The organism is Nonomuraea sp. NPDC050451 (genome assembly GCF_044458585.1).
In genome coordinates, this window is record NZ_JBITHZ010000004.1 from 343,182 (window position 1) to 360,397 (window position 17,216).

A 17,216-nucleotide genomic window follows, 5' to 3' on the forward strand; every position below is an offset into this window, starting at 1 on the left:
CAAGCATGGGCGTCATCTCCGTAAATGTGGGCAAATCGGTCGAGGCTGGGTGGGCGGGGAAGCTGGGGCGTACGGCGATCGACAAGCGGGCGGTCACGCACCGGATGGCCGTACTGGCCAACGGGCTCGCGGGTGACGAGCGGGCTGACCGGAAGCACCATGGATCGCCCGACCAAGCCGTCTACTCGTACGCCAGGGAGGATTACGACTGGTGGGAAGGGGAGCTCGGGCGGGAGCTGCGTAACGGGCAGTTCGGCGAGAACCTCACCACGTCCGGCGTCGATGTCACGGGCGCTGTGATCGGCGAGCGGTGGCGGGTGGGCAGCGCCCTGCTGGAGGTGAGCGGGCCCCGGATACCGTGCGTGGTGTTCCGCAACTGGATGGACGAGCCGGGGTGGCTCAAGCGATTCACGGCGGCGGGGCGGCCTGGGGCATACCTGCGTGTGGTCTCACTTGGGGAGCTCGGGGTCGGCGACGAGGTGGTGGTCGTCTCGCGGCCCGAGATCGGGGTGACGGTGGGGGACTGGTTCCGGGCCCGGCACGGGGACGAGGAGGCGCTGCGCCGCATCCTGGCCGTTCCCGGGCACGACGCCGAGTGGGATCGCATGGCCGAGCGCCTTTTCAGCGGCCAACCCTCGTAGGCCCGCCCGGCCCTCCTGCTGGGTGGCTGAGGGGTTGAGTGGCATGGAGGTGCTAGAGGGGTGGGTGACCTAAGGGCTGTAGGGGCCTGATGGCTAGAGGGGGGCGGGTGGCGTAAAGGGCGCAGGGGGCATGGTGGCTGGGGGGTGACGGCCGTCGGGCGTCGGCTGCTGGGCGCCCGTGCGAGTTGCGCCGAGCCCCGCCGCACCCCCCGTCCCGCCGCACCCGTCCCGCCGCACCCCGTCTCGCCGACCCGGCGCTTGGAAGGCGCGGCAGGGAGGCGCTGGAAGGGCAGTGGGCGTGCGTTCGGCCGAATGCGTGCTGGCCCGGCGCTCGGAATGTGCGGCAGGGAGGTGCTGGAGGGGACGGGCATCGGCTGCTGGGCGCCCGCACGAGTTGCGCCGAGCCCCGCCGCACCCCCGTCTCGCCGACCCGGCGCTCGGGATGCGCGGCGGCGAGGTGCTGGAGGGGACGGGCGTTGGCTGTTTGGCGCTCGCACGGGGTGCGCCGAGCCTGCCGCACCCCGTCTCGCCGCACGCCGTCTCGCCGCACCCGTCCCTCCGCACCCCGTCCCGTCGTACCTCGTCTCGCTGACCCGGCGCTCGGGTATGCGCGGCAGGGAGGGGGTCGGGGTGCGGAGGGGAACGTTGGGAGGGGCCGGGTGGCATGGTGTGCGCCCGGCCCCGGGTTGGGGTGTGTGGTCAGCTCGGGGGCGAGCCGGTTGGGGTCAGTGGAGGATTGAGTACAGGGCTGAGGTCAGGGAGGCGTGGGTGTCGTCCTGGTCGATGGACCACATCATCGAGCCGCCCAGCCCCTTGAGGCGGATGTATGCCGCCTTCTGCAGCAGCACCGCCGGATCGTCGTACGACCAGAACTCGTTCCCGTCATACAGCCACATGGCCCCGGTGCGCAGGTCCCGGTAGCGCTTGCCGGGTTTGGCGGCCAGGTCCTTGTAGTCCTCCGTCCCGGGGCCCCACTTCCCGGCGGCGGGGCCGGTGGCCGGTTTGTAGAGGCCGTCGCCGCCGCCGGTGACTCCCGTCCAGCCCTGGCCGTACGCGGGTACGCCGACCACGATCTTGCGGCCGGGTGCCCCGCGGGACAGGTAGTCGCGTACGGTCTGGTCCACGCTGTACCGCACCGGGTTCGGATCCCGCCGATCGGTGAAGAGGTTGCCGTTGTGCCCGGTCTGCGCCTCCCACGTCCCGTGCAGGTCGTACCCCTGGACGGTGGCGAAGTCGAGCGCCCTGAACACCCGCCGCACCTCGAACCCGGCGTCGATCTTGGCCGCCGCGGCCGGGAGGAAGGCCGTGAGCTGGGCACTCGGGGAGAAGGCGGTGAGCTGCGCCCGCAGTTCCTCCGCGAACAGCGTGAAGTTCCGCCTGTCCTCCGGCCGGACGACGTTCCCCTCGGCGCCGGAGGAGCCCGGCCACTCCCAGTCCAGGTCGATCCCGTCGAACACCCCGGCTCCGGCGCCCGCGGGCAGGTCCGGCAGGTTGCCGCGCAGCCACAGGTCGATGCACGAGCGGGCCAGCGCGGAGCGGGACTCGGCGGTGAGGACCGCGTCGGAGAAGTACTTGGACCCGGTCCAGCCGCCCAGCGAGATCATCGTCTTGAGCCCCGGGTGCTTGGCCTTGAGCTTGCGGAGCTGGTTGAGGTTGCCGTTCAGGGCCTGACCGGGCGCGTCGGCCACGCCGTCCACGCTCTGCTCCGCGGGCACGGGTCGCTGCCAGTCCGCCCACGGGTCGGCCGAGTAGCAGGCGCCCTCGGCGTTCACGAACCCGAACGCGTAGTTCAGGTGCGTGAGCTTGGCCGCGGCCCCCGTGGCGTCCACGTCCTTGACGTGGTAGTTGCGCCCGTAGACGCCCCACTGGATGAAGTACGCGACCCGTTTGAAGCCGGTTCGGGCCTCGGCGGGCGCGGAGATCGCCGTGCAGCCGAGTAAGAGCGAGAGCGCGAGGAGGATCGTTTTCTTCACGGGGCGACTCCCGGGAGGGGGTACTTATAGGAAACTTTCCTAAAAGTAGAGCTATGGCCCGCCGCCGTCAACGATCCGCGCCACCTCCTCGGGGCTCGAGATCACCGCCCACGCGTACGCCGGGTTCGCGAACAGGCCGAGGACCAGGTCCGCCACGTCCTGCCTGGTCGTGGCCGCCAGCAGCAGGGTCACGACGTGCGCGGCCGGCGGGCGCAGGAACGCGTTGGTCCAGTCGGTGACCGGCGCCGCCGCCTCCCACATCCGCTCCGCCGTGGCGCGGCCGAAGGCGGCGTCGTACGGGCCGCCCGCCGCGATGGCGTCGGCCGCGATCCAGGCGCAGGCCGAACCCAGGTTCGCGCCCTGGCCGGTCAGCGGGTCGTTGGTGATCCAGGCGTCGCCGACGGCCAGCGCGATCCGCCCGCTGGGCAGCTCGGCCACCGCCTCGCGTACGACCGGCGTGATCGCCCCCTGCAGCAGATCGTCCTCGCCCAGCAGCTCGAAGCCCCCGTCCACGCGCTCGGCCAGCCGCGGCGCGTGCTCGGCGAGCAGCCCGGCCAGCTCGCCGGCGACCTCGGCGGCGGGCAGGCGCGAGAGCGGCTCCAGCGGCCCGCCGGGAACCGCCTCGACCAGCACGCTGGAGACCACGCCGTGCCTGGTCATCATCGGCATGCGCAGGATCTCCCCGCACCCGGGCGAGACGTTGTAACTGAACATGGGGCCGAGGTCGAGACCGCCGTACAACCCGGCCGTCAGGACGCGCTGCGGCCGGTCGAACGGCGAGCGCGCCAGGTCGCGCCGGAACAGCTCCGCCACCGACCGCCGCCCGGCCGTGACCACCATCAGCTCGTGCTCCCGGGACCAGCGATCCACCTGCGCCGCGTCCGGCGGCGCGCCGGTGACGACGACCTCGCCGCCCCGGCCGGTGAAGTCGTCCAGGTACGCGGGCAGCAGCAGCCGGAAGTCGACCGCGTGGAACGGTTCGGAGATCCCGGCCAGGAACTCCAGCGGCGGATCCCCCTTGATCGAGAGCTTGGCGGACCTCATCAGGCATCCGGGATCCCGGAAGTGCTCGCTGCCCAGCTCCAGCTCCCGCGCCTGGGTGTGCCCCATCCTGGCCACCGTGTTGGGCAGGCGCCCCGAGCGCATGGAGGCGGCGTCCTGCTCGCTGTAGAGCCTGGCCTCGACGCCGAGCTGCTGCAGGCGCAGGGCGAGGGTCAGCCCCGAGATTCCCGCGCCCACGATGCCGATGCCGGCCATGTGATCAACCCCCTTCGGGCTGGTACGGCCTCAGTGAACCTCTGGGGGGTTGCAGTTCGATAGCACCCTCGAACACCCGGCAAACTGAAGGGGTGCCATCCACCCTGCCTGACGGCGATCCCGTGCCCACCTCGGGCGAGCTGCCCGACAGCGCCCTGAGGGGCCTCGGCGAGCGCCCGTTCGGCTTCTACGTGCACGTGCCGTTCTGCGTGACCCGCTGCGGCTACTGCGACTTCAACACCTACACCGCCGCCGAGCTTGGCCCCGGCGCCTCGCACCGGGACTACGCGGACACGGTCGTCGAGGAGATCCGCCTCGCGCGCCGCGTCCTGGGCCAGGCCGAGCTGCCGGTGGAGACAGTGTTCTTCGGCGGTGGCACGCCCACGCTGCTCCCCCCGGAAGACCTGGCCAGGATCCTGGCCGCGATCGGCTCGGAGTTCGGGCTGAGCGCGGGGGCCGAGGTGACCACGGAGGCCAACCCCGAGTCCGTCGACCCGGCCTACCTGGACAAGCTCCGCCAGGGCGGCTTCAACCGGGTCAGCTTCGGCATGCAGAGCGTGCGCGAGCACGTGCTCCAGGTGCTCGACCGCCGGCACACCCCCGGCAGGGCGGCGGCGGCCGTCAAGGAGGCGAGGCAGGCCGGGTTCGAGCACGTCAACCTCGACCTGATCTACAGCACGCCCGGCGAGTCCGACGACGACTGGCGGGCCTCGCTGGCCGCCGCGATCGAGGCCGGGCCCGACCACGTGTCGGCGTACTCGCTGATCGTCGAGGAGGGCACCAGGCTGGCGGCCAGGATCAGGCGCGGCGAGCTGCCCATGCCCGAAGACGACGTGGCCGCCGACCGCTACCTGATCGCCGACGAGCTGCTGTCCCAGGCCGGGTTCGACTGGTACGAGGTGTCCAACTGGGCCACCTCCGACCGGGCCCGCTGCCGCCACAACCTGCTCTACTGGACCGGCGGCGACTGGTGGGCCGCCGGGCCCGGCGCCCACAGCCACGTCGGCGGCACCCGCTGGTGGAACGTCAAGCACCCGGCCGCCTACGCCCAGCGGCTGGCCGCGGGCACTTCGCCCGCCCACGCGCGCGAGGTGCTCGGCGACGACGACCGGGCGGCCGAGCGGCTGATGCTGGAGCTGCGGCTGTCGTCCGGCTACCCGCTGGCCGAGGTGGCCCCGGACGCGCGCCCGGCCGTGGCGAGCGCGCTGGCGCGCGGCCTGCTGGAGCCCGGACCGTTCAGGTCGGGCCTCATGGTGCTCACGCTCCAGGGGCGGCTGCTGGCCGACGCCCTGATCAGGGACCTGCTGGTCTAGGTGATCAGGCGGACGGCGAACGGGTAGCGGTATCGCTCGCCCTTGTTGGTGGCCATGGCGGCCTGGATGTGGAAGATCAGGGACAGGATCCAGACGACCGGCAGCAGGAGCACGCCGATGAAGATGATCATCAGGAAGCCCGAGATCACGTAGCCGATGAACATCGTGATCTGGAAGTTGAGCGCCTCCGCCGCCTGATCCCTGACGTAGGGGGACTCGTCCTTCTTCATCAGGTAGATGATCAGCGGGCCGACCCAGGAGACCAGCAGGCCGAGCAGGTGCGAGAGCATCGCCATGGTGGTGTCGTCGGTGCCCGGGCGGGGGCCGAACCTGCCGGGGATGTACGGCTCGCCAGGCGCGCCGTACGGGTAGCCGGGCGGCTGCGGCGCGGAGCCGTAACCGTGCTGTCCATAGCCAGGCTGTCCGTAACCGGGCTGTCCGTAACCGGGCTGTCCGTAGCCAGGCTGTCCGTAGCCAGGCTGCCCGTAACCAGGCTGCCCATAGCCGGGCTGGCCGTATCCAGGCTGTCCGTACGCCGGTTGGCCGTAGCCGGGCTGGGATCCTGGCTGCTGGCCGTACCCCGGCTGGCCGTAATCGGGCGCGGAGCCGGGCTGCTGCCCGTAAACCCCGGGCTCGGAGCCGGGTTGCTGGCCGTAGGAGCCGGGTTGCTGGCCGTATCCCGGCTGCTGGGGGCCGGAGCCCTGGCTGGGCGGGATGCTCGACGGGGGGACGAAGCGGGTGGCGTCGTCGTCCGGCGGCGGTTGCGGTGGGTCCTGGCTCATGATGCCTCCGTAACGAAGTCGATCAGTTCCTCGACCCGGCCGAGCAGTTCCGGCTCCAGGTCTGTGTACGTGGAGACGGCCCCGAGGATCCGCCGCCACGCCTCCGCGGGCTCCATACGCCAGCCCAGGGCGGCGATGACGCCCTCTTTCCACGGCACCCCGCGCGGCACCGCGGGCCAGGCGGGGATGCGCAGCACGGACGGCTTGACCGCCTGCCAGATGTCGATGAACGGATGCCCCACGACGAGCACGTCCGGCGAGGTGATCTCGGCGGCGATCCTGCTCTCCTTGGAGCCGGGCACGAGGTGGTCGACCAGCACCCCCAGCCGGCGCCCCTGCTCGGGGCCGAACTCCGCCACGATGGCCGGCAGATGGTCCACGCCCTCCAGATATTCGACCACGACCCCCTCGACCCGCAGGTCATGGCCCCAGATCTTCTCCACCAGGGCGGCGTCGTGCACGCCCTCCACGTAGATGCGACTCTCCCGGGCGACCCTCGCCCGCAGGCCCTCCACGGCGATCGAGCCCGACGCGCTGCGCCTGGGCCCCGCCGGGGCCGCCGACGGGCGTACCAGCGTCACGGGCTTGCCCTCCAGCAGGAACGCGGCGGGCGCGAGCGGGAACAGCCGGCGCCTGCCGAACCTGTCTTCGAGCGTGACGGCCTCCTTGTCGCAGGCCACCACCGCGCCGCAGAAGCCGCTGTCGGCGTCCTCCACGACGAGGTCCGGTTCGGCCGGCACCTTCGGGATCTTGCCCTTGCCCGGCCGCCGCCAATTCCCCGCCAGCACATCGCCCTCGTACACACGGGGACCGTAGCAAATCACCCGCCGACCGCAAGGCGCTTGCGCGCGCCGCTGCGGCGGACCAGCACGGTGATGGTGCCGGCGATGGCGATGAGCAGTCCCGCGCCGGGGATCAGGATGAGCGCCATCACCCCGCCGGCGATGCCGCCCGCGGCCGAGGTCAGCTCGCGGCCCACGCCGTAACGCACGTCGGCCTGCTCCTGCGTGGTGCAGGAGAGCTGGTAGTCGCCCCTGGAGGGGGCGTTGATCACGAGGATCTGCTCCCACTTGACCGACCCGGACGTGACCGTCTGCGTGCCCGTGGTCTTGGCGAGCTTGGCCCCGTTCGTGATCTGGCACTCGTAGTGGACGGCGGTGTCGCTGGAGAGGTAGACGGCGGGCTTGTTCGCCGGGTCGATCGGCACCGTCACGGTTTCGCCGGACGCGAACGTCCTGGTGGGGGCTATGTTGCCGACGCTGCTGACGATGCCGTTGGTGAATATGACGACGCCCACGATCGTGCAGACCACGGCGATGCCCCACACGAGTGCGATCCACCAAAGTCGCGGTTTGATGGCTTTCGAGTCGATTCGTGGGGGGAATTGGGGTTGTTGGCCGTACTGTCCGTACTGAGGAGGTGGGCCGTATTGGGGCGGCGGGCCGTACTGCGGTGGCGGGCCGTACTGAGGCGGAGGCCCGTACTGCGGCGGCTGGCCATAGCCGGGCTGCGACCCGGGCTGAGGACCGTAGCCGGGCTGCGACCCGGGCTGGGGCCCGTAACCCGGCTGCGACCCGGGCTGAGGCCCGTAACCCGGCTGGGGCCCGTACGGCGGAGGCGGGGAGTTGTCGCTCATGTCGGCAAGTGTGGTACTTGCCCCTTGTAAGAAGCTAGGAGCCTGGTTGCGACCTTGTGTTATCGCACCTTGTGAGTGAGAGCCGTACACTTGGCACTCAGGAACACAGAGTGCTAGATGGTTGCGTTCCTTGGATGTCAGAGGCAGGAGGTGAGCACGTGCTCGACGATCGGAAGCTGGCGGTGCTCCGCGCCATTGTCGAAGACTACGTGTCCACCAACGAACCGGTGGGCTCCAAGGCGCTCGCCGAGCGCCACAACCTGAAAGTCTCCCCGGCGACGGTCAGGAACGACATGGCCGCGCTGGAGGAGGAGGGCTACATCACCCAACCCCACACCAGCGCGGGCCGCGTGCCGACCGACAAGGGCTATCGGCTGTTCGTCGATCGGCTCTCGCAGGTCAAGCCCCTGTCCGGGGCCGAGCGCAGGGCCATCGAGACGTTCCTGGCCGGCGCGGTCGACCTCGACGACGTGGTCACCCGCACGGTCCGGCTGCTCGCGCAGCTGACCAGGCAGGTGGCGGTGGTGCAGTACCCGACGCTGACGCGTTCGACGGTCAGGCACGTCGAGCTGGTGCCGCTGAACGACCGGCGGGTCATGCTCGTGCTGATCACCAACACCGGCCGCGTCGAGCAGCGCGTCATCGAGCTGCCCGAGGTGATCGAGGACACCCGCATCGCCCACCTGCGCGCGGTGCTCAACGCCTGCCTCGACGGCTGCGGCCTGAGCAACGTGCCCGAGCTGGTCGCCGACCTGCCCGAGCGGCTCCCTCTCGAAGACCGGCCCGCCGCGGCGACGATCCTGTCGGTGCTGCTCGAGACACTGGTCGAGCGGCACGACGAGAAGATCGTGTTCGCCGGAGCGGCCAACCTCGCGGGCGCCGACTTCGCGACCGGCCTGCGCGACGTGCTCGAGGCGCTGGAGGAGCAGGTCGTGCTCATGAGACTGCTCGGCGAGACATCCGCAGACACACCGTCCGCGCTCACCGTGCGCATCGGCTCCGAAAACCCCTATCTGCGGGGGACATCCATAGTCGCGACCGGATACGGTTCAGGCGACAACCAACTGGCCCGGCTCGGGGTGTTGGGGCCCACGAGGATGGACTACCCAGTGACGATGGGCGCCGTGCGCGCGGTGGCACGCTACGTCAGCCAGATCCTGGCTGCATCATAAGAGGTCGATAAGTGGCAAACAGCGACTATTACGCCACCCTCGGGGTGCGCCGTGACGCCAGTCAGGACGAGATCAAGAAGGCCTACCGCCGACTTGCCCGCGAGCTGCATCCCGACGTGAACCCCGATCCTGAGACCCAGGAGCGGTTCAAGGAGATCACGCAGGCCTACGAGGTGCTGTCCGACCCGAACAAGCGCCAGATGTACGACCTGGGTGGCGACCCCTTCGGCGGCGCCGGAGCAGGCGCGGGCGCCGGCGGCTTCGGAGCGGGCTTCCCCTTCAGCGACATCATGGACGCCTTCTTCGGCACCGCGGCCGGCGCCAGGGGGCCGCGCTCGCGTGCCCGCAGGGGACGCAACGCCACCATCCGGGTCGAGCTCGACCTGCGCGAGACGGCGTTCGGCACCACGCGTGAGCTGGTCGTCGACACGGCCGTGCTCTGCGAGGTCTGCCACGGGGCCGGCGCGGCGCCCGGCACCCACCCCGACACCTGCGACATGTGCAACGGGCGCGGCGAGATCTCCCAGGTCACCCGCTCGTTCCTGGGCCAGGTCATGACCTCGCGGCCGTGCCCGCAGTGCGGCGGCTTCGGCACCATCATCCGCCACCCCTGCCAGGAGTGCTCCGGCGACGGCCGGGTGCGCACCCGCCGTACGATCAAGGTCCGCATCCCCGCGGGCGTCGAGGACGGCACCCACATCCAGCTCGCCGGCGAGGGCGAGGTCGGTCCCGGCGGCGGCCCGCCCGGAGACCTGTTCCTCGAGATTGTCGAGCGCGCCCACGAGATCTTCGAGCGGCGCGGCGACGACCTCCACTGCACCGTGCAGATCCCGATGACGGCCGCCGCGCTCGGCACCATCCTGGCGGTCGAGACGCTCGACGGCTCCGAGGAGGTCGACGTCCGCCCCGGCACGCAGTCGGGCCAGGTCATCACCATGTTCGGGCGGGGCGTGCAGCGGCTCAACGAGTCCGGCCGCGGCGACCTGCTGATCCACGTCAACGTCGAGACCCCGACCCGCCTCGACCCCGCGCAGGAGGAGCTGCTGCGCGAGCTGGCCAAGCAGCGGGGCGAGGAGCGGCCGCCGGGCAAGTTCGCCCCCGGCCAGCAGGGCTTCTTCTCGCGGCTGCGCGACGCCTTCAACGGCAGGTGACGTGACCGTCCCGGTTTTCCTGTCGCAGGAGCTGGACGGGCCCGAGCTGACGCTCGGTGGCCCGGAAGGGCGCCACGCGGCCTCCGTGCGGCGCCTGAGGGCCGGCGAGCGGATCGATCTGACGGACGGCGCCGGCGCGGTCGCCGAGTGCGTCGTACGCGAGGTCCTCAAGGACGCGCTGAGGCTCGACGTGCTGCGCCGCTACGAGGTCGAGCCGCCGCGGCCGCGGCTGGTCGTCGTCCAGGGGCTGCCCAAGGGCGACCGGGGCGAGCTGGCCGTCGAGATGATGACCGAGGCGGGCGTGGACGTCATCGTGCCCTGGGCGGCCTCGCGCAGCATCACCCAGTGGAAGGGCGACAAGGTCGCCAAGGGGCTGCACAAGTGGCGCTCGACGGCTCGTGAGGCGGGCAAGCAGGCCCGCAGGTTCCACCTTCCCGAGGTGACGGAGCCCGCCACCACCGCGCAGGTCGAGAAACTGCTGGCGGACGCGGCGCTGGGGCTGGTGCTGCACGAGGAGGCGGCCGAGCCGCTGTCCGGCGTGGCGCTGCCCGCGTCGGGCGACATCGTGATGGTCGTGGGGCCCGAGGGGGGCGTCTCGGAGGACGAGCTGGCCGGGTTCCGGGCGGCCGGGGCGGTGCCCGTGCTGCTGGGGCCCACGGTGCTGCGTACGTCCACGGCGGGGGTGGCGGCGGCCTCCGTGCTGCTCACGCGTACCGGACGCTGGTAGGAGCCTTTCAGGGCGTCGTGTGAGAGGCGTCCAACAACGGGCTGGTCATGTCGGTCGGACCGTCGGTGATGTCGTCGACCGGGCACTCGTCGACCGGGCACGCCGTGGGCTGCAGGGTCTCCTCCACCGACGGCGACGGCGACGGGGTCGGCGAGACCGTGGGGCAGTCGGTCGGCGGTTCGGCCTGCTCGGCCAGGGGCGACGGGCACTCGGTCGTCGCCGTGGGAGTGGGGGTCGGCGAGGGCCTGCTGGTCGATTCGGCCCTCTTCGTGGGCCGCGGCGTCGGGCTCTTGGAGGGGATCTCCGGGATCACCACCGGGTGCTGGTCGTGGCTGGTCGGCTCCCTGGGCGGCGGCTCCTGGGAGCGGGTGGTGGAGGAGTTGGACGGGACCTTGGAGGTCGTCTCGCTGTCCACCCACTTGGCGGGCTGGTCGATGATCTGCGAGCGCAGGCTGGGAACGGCCATCACGATCGTTCCCGCCACCAGAAGGGCGCTGGCGGCGGCCGCGCCCGCTCGCCACCAGAACAGATTGCGGACGCCGCGCCGCTCGATGCGGGCGCGGATGATCTCCAGTCCGTCCGGCGAGGGCACGACCGCGTCCGCCTCCGCGCGGAGCGCACGGCGAAGGAGGTCTCCGTGCTCGTCGGGGGGCTGGGTCATGACATTTTCTCCAGAACGGATCGCAAGGCGGCCATGCCACGTGCGGTGTGGCTCTTGACCGCGCCCTTGCTGATGCCCATCGCGTGGGCTATCTCAGCTTCGGACAGATCACCGTAGTACCGCAGAACCAGTGCTTCTCTCTGTCGGGTCGGCAGGGCCCGTAACGCCTCGATGACGGCGGAGCGTTCCAGCTCGCCGATCGCGCCGTTCTCGGCGCTCGGGGCGTCCGGCAGGCCCTTGGGGGCGTACTTCTCGACGACCGCGCGGTGACGCAGCACGGAACGGGACCGGTTGACGACGGATTGACGGAGGTAGGCGAGTGCCTTGTCGGGGTCACGAAGTCTGCGCCAGGCACCGTGGATGGCGACGAACGCATCCTGCACGACTTCCTCAGCTGTTGCTATGTCTCTCACCAGCAACACAGCAAGACGCACCAACGACCGAAAATGCGCGCTATAGAGCGCGGTCACGGCCATGTCGGCATCCCACCCGACCGGCACCGCCCCCATCGACCTGTCGGCCAGAAGGGTTTCGGTGGTCACATCAGTGGGACGCGCGGCCTTCCCAGAGGGTTTACGCTCTTCCGGTTCTTGAGGTTTCCCCGGTTCCTTAGGGTGCATTACCCAGTCGTGTCCTCGCCAGGTGGCGCTCGCCCGACCCTGAATCGTCTCTTTTTTTGCTGAAGTGTCGCACACTTACCCTAACCGTGTGGATCTTCCTGCGCACGACACAGCTGATTACCGATTCGCAACGGGTTCCGAACGTCGGGGGTCTCGATAGGGTGGCCGGGTGAGCGATTGCCTCTTCTGTCAAATCGTCGCCAAGGAGATTCCCGCCGAGATCGTTTACGAAACCGGCAGGACGCTGGCGTTCCGCGATGTCAACCCGCAGGCCCCGACCCACGTGCTGGTCATCCCGAAGCAGCACCACCGCGACGCCGCGGAGCTCGCCCGGGCCGACGACGGGCTGGCCGACGACGTGCTCAAGACCGCCCACGCCGTGGCCGTGCAGGAGGGCGTGGCCGAGGGCGGCTACCGCGTGGTCTTCAACACCGGGCCCGGCGCCGGGCAGACGGTCTTCCATGTGCACGCCCACGTCCTGGGCGGCCGTGGCCTCACCTGGCCGCCCGGCTGATATTGGGGAGAGCAATCGGCCTGGTCCCGGATACGATGGGCTCAGACGAACAACGCAAGAGACCTGGAGGCATCAGGCCGCGGGCCTGCCCATGTCCGAACTACACGAATCCCGACGTACGGCACCTCCCTCGCGCACTCAAGCCAAGGTGCTGATTCCGGACGAATACTCGATGGTCAGCCTCCTGGGCTCCCGCGACGAGCTGCTACGCGTCATCGAGGGTGCCTTCAGGGCCGACATCCACGTACGGGGTAACGAGATCACCGTCACCGGCAGCCCCGACGAGAGCGGCACCGTGGTGCGGCTCTTCGAGGAGCTGGTCGAGGTCCTGCGCAGCGGCGGCGAGCTCACCCCCGACGCGGTCGAGCGGAGCATCGCCATGCTCCGCATGACCTCCGACCGTCCCGCCGAGGTGCTGTCGCTCGACATCCTCTCCTCGCGCGGGCGCACCATCAGGCCGAAGACGGTCAACCAGAAGCGCTATGTGGACGCGATCGACAAGCACACGGTCGTGTTCGGCATCGGCCCGGCGGGCACCGGCAAGACCTATCTCGCGATGGCCAAGGCCGTGCGGGCGCTGCAGGAGAAGCGGGTCAACCGGATCATCCTGACCCGCCCGGCCGTCGAGGCCGGCGAGCGGCTGGGCTTCCTGCCGGGCACGCTGTACGAGAAGATCGACCCCTACCTGCGACCGCTCTACGACGCCCTGCACGACATGGTCGACCCCGACTCGATCCCCAAGCTGATGGCCGCGGGCACGATCGAGGTCGCGCCGCTGGCGTACATGCGCGGCCGCACGCTCAACGACGCGTTCATCATCCTCGACGAGGCGCAAAACTCCTCGGCCGAGCAGATGAAGATGTTCCTCACCCGGCTCGGGTTCAACTCCAAGATCGTGGTGACCGGTGACGTGACGCAGGTCGACCTGCCCGCCGGCACGGTGAGCGGGCTGCGGGTCGTCCAGGAGATCCTCGACGGCATCCCCGACATCCACTTCGCGCGCCTGTCCAGCGCCGACGTGGTCCGTCACAAGCTGGTGAGCGAGATCGTGGACGCGTACGGGCGCTATGACGCCACGCAGGCCGCTCAGGAGCCCAAGAGCATCCAGCACCGGGGGAAGCGGCGACCATGAGCATCGAGATCAACAACGAGTCCGGCGTGGAGGTCGACGAGGAGAAGCTCGTCGCCCTGGCCGCTCACGTGCTCGGCGAGATGGGCATCAACCCGCTCGCCGAGCTGTCCATCGTCGTGGTCGACGAGGACGCCATGGCCGAGCTCCACGAGAAGTGGATGGGCGAGCCGGGCCCGACCGACGTGCTGGCGTTCCCCATGGACGAGCTGCGCCCCGGCGGCGGGGCGCGTGGCGACTCGGAGAGCCCCCCCGACCCGGCGCTCCTCGGCGACGTCGTGCTCTGCCCGCACGTGGCCGCCCGGCAGGCCAAGGAGGCGGGCCACAGCACGGCCGACGAGCTGGAGCTGCTGTGCACCCACGGCATCCTCCACCTGCTCGGCTACGACCACGCCGAGCCCGAGGAGCACAAGGAGATGTTCGGCCTGCAGGCCCGGCTCCTGGAGTCGTGGCAGGAGGTGCGCAACCCGCGGTGAACGCCTGGTTGCTGTCGGCCATCGCGCTCGTGATCATCGGTGGCCTGATCGCCAGCGCGGAGACGGCACTGACGCGCATCTCCAGGGTGCGCACCGAAGAATACGTGCGTGAGGGCCGGCGGGGCGCGGTGCGCCTGCAGGCCATCGTCGACGACCCGCCCCGCTACCTCAACCTGCTCCTGCTGCTCAGGCTGAGCTGCGAGCTGGTGGCCACGGTCATCGCGACCCTGCTGTTCATCGACCTCATGCACGACCAGGGCTGGGCGTACGTCTGGGCCGCGGTCGTGATGATCGTGGTCAGCTACGTCGTGGTCGGCGTCATGCCGCGTACGCTGGGCCGCCAGCACGCCGAGCCGGTCGCGCTGGCCAGCGCCCCCATCGTCTACGGCCTGACCCGCATCTTCGGCCCGCTGCCCAAGCTGCTCATCCTGCTCGGCAACGCCCTGACCCCCGGCAAGGGGTTCCGCGACGGGCCGTTCACCTCGGAGGCCGAGCTGCGCGAGCTGGTCGACCTGGCCGAGGAGCGCCGGGTGATCGAGCCGGACGAGCGCGAGATGATCCACTCGGTCTTCGAGCTGGGCGACACGCTGGTGCGCGAGGTCATGGTGCCCCGCACCGACATGGTCTACATCGAACGCGGCAAGACGATCAGTCAGGCCCTGTCGCTGGCGCTGCGCAGCGGGTTCTCCCGCATCCCCGTCGTGGGCGAGAACGAGGACGACGTCATCGGCATCGCCTACCTCAAGGACATCGCCCGCATGATCCACGAGTCCGGCGAGGGCGGGGGCAAGGAGACGGTCGAGTCGATCATGCGGTCGGCCGCGTACGTGCCCGAGAGTAAGCCCATCGACCAGCTCATGCGGGAGATGCAGGCGCGCCAGATCCACATCGCCATCGTCATCGACGAGTACGGCGGCACCGCTGGGCTGGTCACGATCGAGGACGTGCTGGAGGAGATCGTCGGCGAGATCACCGACGAGTACGACCAGGAGGCGCCCCGCGTCGAGCCCATGTCCGACGGCGGGGTGCGGGTGACGGCCCGGATGCCGGTCGACGAGCTGGGCGAGCTGTTCGACACGGAGATCGAGGTCGACGACGTGGAGACCGTGGGCGGCCTGCTCGCCCACGCTCTGGGCCGGGTGCCCATCGCCGGGTCGCAGGCCGAGGTGGCCGGGCTCGCGCTCACCGCCGAGAGCCTGGCGGGCCGCCGTAACCGCATCAGCACGGTGGTGGTCCGCCGCGCCGACCCCCCGGAGAACGACCCCGAACCGGCCGGCGCCGAGCACGACTGACCTGTCCCAGGGCGGGTGGGACGAAGCTGGACGAAGGTCGCAAGCGTTCTACAAGTCTTCTGCAAGCCGGGCCGGGCACTCTCTAACCACGACATCCAGTGCGGTGGGTGTCAGAGGGGGAAAGCATCCGAACGCCGGGTGGGGTTCGCGGCGAGAGGATGTCCCTGGGGGGAACGACAGTGTCCCGGCCGGCTGGCCGGGACGCAGGTCGGCGTAAAGGGTGTTCTCGTCCGGAAAACCGGGTGAGGGCACCCTTTTTGCGCATTGGTGGAAGCTCCGGTGGATTGCCGCATTCGTCGGTGGGGGAGGCTGCGATCCAGGGGGAATCATGAAACGCGAGATCATCGCCTGTGCCCTGCTGGCCGGCGTTCTGGGGGGTTGCGTCGGCGGGGAGACGGGGAGCGCTCTCGACGCGCAGGCCACCGCGCGCCTGCGCGAGGTGCTCAGCAAGGAGCCGCCGTTGCCCGACGGCTTCACGGCCCGGCCCGAGCAGGCGTGGCGGATGCCGTTCGCGCAGGCCGACACGAACTGCAAGGCCGTGCTCGAGCCCGTCGGGGGGCTGGCGCCGAGGCAGGCGCTGACGGCCGAGGCGGCGGTCAGCTACCGCGGCGACGGGCTGGGGGAGCAGGCCGGGGTGGGGCTGGCCCGGTACGCCGACGGGGAGGCCGAGGAGCACCTCGACGCGCTGGCCGAGGCCCTGGAGTCGTGCCGGGAGGTACGTACGTCCTCCGGCACCGATCTGCGCTCGCAGGAGCTCCCGGTCGAGAACTCGGCCGACGAGACCGTGGGCGCGCGGCTGAGCGGGCGCCTGAACGGCTACCCGTACGCGATGGACGTGGTGCTGTCGCGGGTGGGCGACACGCTGGTGTCGGTCGTGCACACGGGCATGAACGAGGTGGACGCCGCCCGCACCAGCGATGTGGTCGACGCGGTCATCTCCATGGCCGGGACCAGCTGACGAGAAACCTGCTCATCGGTTTGCCGCTCTACTGCCGTGCCTGGTCGACGTCGCAGCGGCGATCCGCTTGGCGGATTTCTCGTTAGCCTTGTTCCCGTGACACTCGATCCTGAAGACAGCAAGATCATTACTCTGGCCCGGGCCGCGAGGGCGCGTAACGAGTCCGCGGAAGGGGCCGCCGTACGCGACGAGACCGGCCGTACGTACTCGGCGACCGACGTGGCCCTGGACGCGCTCACGCTGTCGGCGGTGCAGGTGGCCGTGGCCATGGCGGTCTCCAGCGGCGCGCGGTCCCTGGAGGCCGTGGCGCTGGTGAGCGAGGGCGCGCCGAGCGCCGCCGACGAGGCCGTGGCCGCGGAGCTGGGCGTCAAGGCGCTGCTCGTGGCCGGTCCCGACGGCAAGCTGCGGGGCTGACCATGCCGATGTCGCCATTTTTGGCGAAATTGCGGGAAAAGGTTGGCTCTGAGCTGCTCATGCTGCCGTCGGCGGCGGGGTTCGTGTTCGACGACGCCGGGAGGCTGCTGGTCGCCCGCCACGGCGACGTGGGCCTCTGGGCGGCGCCCGGCGGCGGCATAGACCCTGACGAGCGGCCCGAGGACGCCATCGTCAGGGAGCTGCGCGAGGAGCTCGGCGTCGACATCGAGGTACGCGGCCTGATCGGCGTGTTCGGCGGCCCCGAGTTCCGCACCGTCTACCCGAACGGCCACGAGGTCGGCTACGTCATCGCCGCCTACGCCTGCGTGATCGCCCCCGGCTCCGCCGGTCCGGAGCCCGACGGCGTCGAGATCAACGACTACCGGTGGGTGACCGAGCAGGAGCTTGCGGAGCTGCCGACGACGCGCTGGACCCCGATTGCCGCGCCCCAGGCGTTCACCTGGTGGCGTGCCCATGCCCGCTGATAGGCCACAATGCAG

19 protein-coding genes are annotated in these 17,216 nt (G+C 70.6%); 12 read left to right on the forward strand and 7 right to left on the reverse strand.

Annotated elements, in window-relative coordinates; all coding sequences use genetic code 11:
• The first annotated feature begins 5 nt into the window (after nucleotides 1-5).
• Nucleotides 6-641, forward strand: coding sequence for an MOSC domain-containing protein (locus ACIBI9_RS16580; RefSeq protein ID WP_397222934.1), 636 nt, complete (start codon nucleotides 6-8; stop codon nucleotides 639-641).
• Nucleotides 642-1,366: 725 nt separating this feature from the next.
• Here the strand turns inward: ACIBI9_RS16580 and ACIBI9_RS16585 are convergent.
• Together ACIBI9_RS16585 and ACIBI9_RS16590 are read right to left on the reverse strand one after the other, a co-directional pair.
• Nucleotides 1,367-2,614 (reverse strand): glycoside hydrolase family 18 protein, encoded by a 1,248-nt coding sequence (locus ACIBI9_RS16585; protein WP_397222935.1) that lies wholly within the window; start codon nucleotides 2,612-2,614, stop codon nucleotides 1,367-1,369.
• A gap of 51 nt (nucleotides 2,615-2,665) precedes the next feature.
• Nucleotides 2,666-3,871, reverse strand: a complete 1,206-nt coding sequence (locus tag ACIBI9_RS16590; RefSeq protein ID WP_397222937.1) for a styrene monooxygenase/indole monooxygenase family protein — start codon at nucleotides 3,869-3,871, stop codon at nucleotides 2,666-2,668.
• 92 nt (nucleotides 3,872-3,963) lie between these two features.
• Here ACIBI9_RS16590 and hemW point away from each other — a divergent pair, with 92 nt between their 5' ends.
• Nucleotides 3,964-5,184: a radical SAM family heme chaperone HemW gene (hemW, locus tag ACIBI9_RS16595; RefSeq protein ID WP_397222938.1), complete on the forward strand. Its 1,221-nt coding sequence runs from the start codon at nucleotides 3,964-3,966 to the stop codon at nucleotides 5,182-5,184.
• On the opposite strand, the gene ACIBI9_RS16600 is transcribed toward hemW, so the two are convergent.
• Genes ACIBI9_RS16600 through ACIBI9_RS16610 form a run of 3 tightly spaced genes read right to left on the reverse strand, consistent with a single transcriptional unit; the run spans nucleotide 5,181 to nucleotide 7,293 of the window.
• The gene (locus ACIBI9_RS16600; RefSeq protein WP_397222939.1) at nucleotides 5,181-5,966 is read right to left on the reverse strand and encodes a DUF4870 domain-containing protein; all 786 of its coding nucleotides are present in this window, start codon (nucleotides 5,964-5,966) and stop codon (nucleotides 5,181-5,183) included. The two genes, hemW and ACIBI9_RS16600, sit on opposite strands and share 4 nt — an antisense overlap.
• Entirely contained in the window at nucleotides 5,963-6,769 is an 807-nt protein-coding gene (locus ACIBI9_RS16605; protein ID WP_397222941.1) for a DUF3097 domain-containing protein, read from the reverse strand. Before ACIBI9_RS16605 ends, ACIBI9_RS16600 begins: the two co-directional genes overlap by 4 nt.
• Nucleotides 6,770-6,786: 17 nt before the next feature.
• Nucleotides 6,787-7,293: a hypothetical protein gene (locus tag ACIBI9_RS16610; protein ID WP_397222942.1), complete on the reverse strand. Its 507-nt coding sequence runs from the start codon at nucleotides 7,291-7,293 to the stop codon at nucleotides 6,787-6,789.
• Between the two features lie 467 nt (nucleotides 7,294-7,760).
• Between ACIBI9_RS16610 and hrcA the strand changes: the two genes are divergently transcribed.
• From hrcA to ACIBI9_RS16625, 3 genes are read left to right on the forward strand one after another with little or no spacing between them, the layout of a single operon-like run.
• Nucleotides 7,761-8,774, forward strand: coding sequence for a heat-inducible transcriptional repressor HrcA (gene hrcA, locus ACIBI9_RS16615; RefSeq protein WP_394489432.1), 1,014 nt, complete (start codon nucleotides 7,761-7,763; stop codon nucleotides 8,772-8,774).
• A gap of 11 nt (nucleotides 8,775-8,785) precedes the next feature.
• A complete protein-coding gene (gene dnaJ, locus ACIBI9_RS16620) occupies nucleotides 8,786-9,925 on the forward strand; it encodes a molecular chaperone DnaJ (RefSeq protein WP_397222943.1) in 1,140 nt (379 codons plus the stop codon).
• A gap of 1 nt (nucleotide 9,926) precedes the next feature.
• Nucleotides 9,927-10,652, forward strand: a complete 726-nt coding sequence (locus ACIBI9_RS16625) for a 16S rRNA (uracil(1498)-N(3))-methyltransferase (protein WP_397222944.1) — start codon at nucleotides 9,927-9,929, stop codon at nucleotides 10,650-10,652.
• Nucleotides 10,653-10,659: 7 nt separating this feature from the next.
• On the opposite strand, the gene ACIBI9_RS16630 is transcribed toward ACIBI9_RS16625, so the two are convergent.
• Nucleotides 10,660-11,313, reverse strand: a complete 654-nt coding sequence (locus ACIBI9_RS16630) for a hypothetical protein (protein ID WP_397222945.1) — start codon at nucleotides 11,311-11,313, stop codon at nucleotides 10,660-10,662.
• Nucleotides 11,310-11,822 (reverse strand): SigE family RNA polymerase sigma factor, encoded by a 513-nt coding sequence (locus tag ACIBI9_RS16635; protein ID WP_080047132.1) that lies wholly within the window; start codon nucleotides 11,820-11,822, stop codon nucleotides 11,310-11,312. The genes ACIBI9_RS16630 and ACIBI9_RS16635 overlap by 4 nt, the downstream gene beginning before the upstream one ends.
• A gap of 280 nt (nucleotides 11,823-12,102) precedes the next feature.
• Here ACIBI9_RS16635 and ACIBI9_RS16640 point away from each other — a divergent pair, with 280 nt between their 5' ends.
• The 7 genes from ACIBI9_RS16640 (at nucleotide 12,103) to ACIBI9_RS16670 (ending at nucleotide 17,201) form a co-directional block, all read left to right on the forward strand.
• Entirely contained in the window at nucleotides 12,103-12,447 is a 345-nt protein-coding gene (locus tag ACIBI9_RS16640; RefSeq protein ID WP_364747922.1) for a histidine triad nucleotide-binding protein, read from the forward strand.
• 91 nt (nucleotides 12,448-12,538) lie between these two features.
• Complete coding sequence (locus ACIBI9_RS16645) at nucleotides 12,539-13,579, forward strand: PhoH family protein (RefSeq protein WP_192791106.1); 1,041 nt, start codon at nucleotides 12,539-12,541, stop codon at nucleotides 13,577-13,579.
• Nucleotides 13,576-14,052, forward strand: coding sequence for an rRNA maturation RNase YbeY (gene ybeY, locus ACIBI9_RS16650; protein ID WP_397222946.1), 477 nt, complete (start codon nucleotides 13,576-13,578; stop codon nucleotides 14,050-14,052). The genes ACIBI9_RS16645 and ybeY overlap by 4 nt, the downstream gene beginning before the upstream one ends.
• Nucleotides 14,049-15,344 carry a hemolysin family protein gene (locus ACIBI9_RS16655; RefSeq protein ID WP_397222948.1) on the forward strand — a complete coding sequence of 432 codons (1,296 nt, stop codon included), beginning with the start codon at nucleotides 14,049-14,051 and terminating at the stop codon, nucleotides 15,342-15,344. Before ybeY ends, ACIBI9_RS16655 begins: the two co-directional genes overlap by 4 nt.
• Nucleotides 15,345-15,672: 328 nt before the next feature.
• The gene (locus tag ACIBI9_RS16660) at nucleotides 15,673-16,302 is read left to right on the forward strand and encodes a hypothetical protein (protein WP_397222949.1); all 630 of its coding nucleotides are present in this window, start codon (nucleotides 15,673-15,675) and stop codon (nucleotides 16,300-16,302) included.
• 96 nt (nucleotides 16,303-16,398) lie between these two features.
• Nucleotides 16,399-16,716: a cytidine deaminase gene (locus ACIBI9_RS16665; protein WP_192791110.1), complete on the forward strand. Its 318-nt coding sequence runs from the start codon at nucleotides 16,399-16,401 to the stop codon at nucleotides 16,714-16,716.
• Between the two features lie 29 nt (nucleotides 16,717-16,745).
• Entirely contained in the window at nucleotides 16,746-17,201 is a 456-nt protein-coding gene (locus ACIBI9_RS16670) for an NUDIX domain-containing protein (protein WP_397222950.1), read from the forward strand.
• Nucleotides 17,202-17,216: the final 15 nt, after the last annotated feature.

Coding starts and splice junctions, on each gene's coding strand:
- ACIBI9_RS16635 (WP_080047132.1), bottom strand. CDS start 11,822: ATGGGGGCGGTGCCGGTCGGGTGGGATGCCGACATGGCCGTGACCGCG.
- ACIBI9_RS16645 (WP_192791106.1), top strand. CDS start 12,539: ATGTCCGAACTACACGAATCCCGACGTACGGCACCTCCCTCGCGCACT.
- ACIBI9_RS16630 (WP_397222945.1), bottom strand. CDS start 11,313: ATGACCCAGCCCCCCGACGAGCACGGAGACCTCCTTCGCCGTGCGCTC.
- ACIBI9_RS16590 (WP_397222937.1), bottom strand. CDS start 3,871: ATGGCCGGCATCGGCATCGTGGGCGCGGGAATCTCGGGGCTGACCCTC.
- ybeY (WP_397222946.1), top strand. CDS start 13,576: ATGAGCATCGAGATCAACAACGAGTCCGGCGTGGAGGTCGACGAGGAG.
- ACIBI9_RS16600 (WP_397222939.1), bottom strand. CDS start 5,966: ATGAGCCAGGACCCACCGCAACCGCCGCCGGACGACGACGCCACCCGC.
- ACIBI9_RS16580 (WP_397222934.1), top strand. CDS start 6: ATGGGCGTCATCTCCGTAAATGTGGGCAAATCGGTCGAGGCTGGGTGG.
- ACIBI9_RS16660 (WP_397222949.1), top strand. CDS start 15,673: ATGAAACGCGAGATCATCGCCTGTGCCCTGCTGGCCGGCGTTCTGGGG.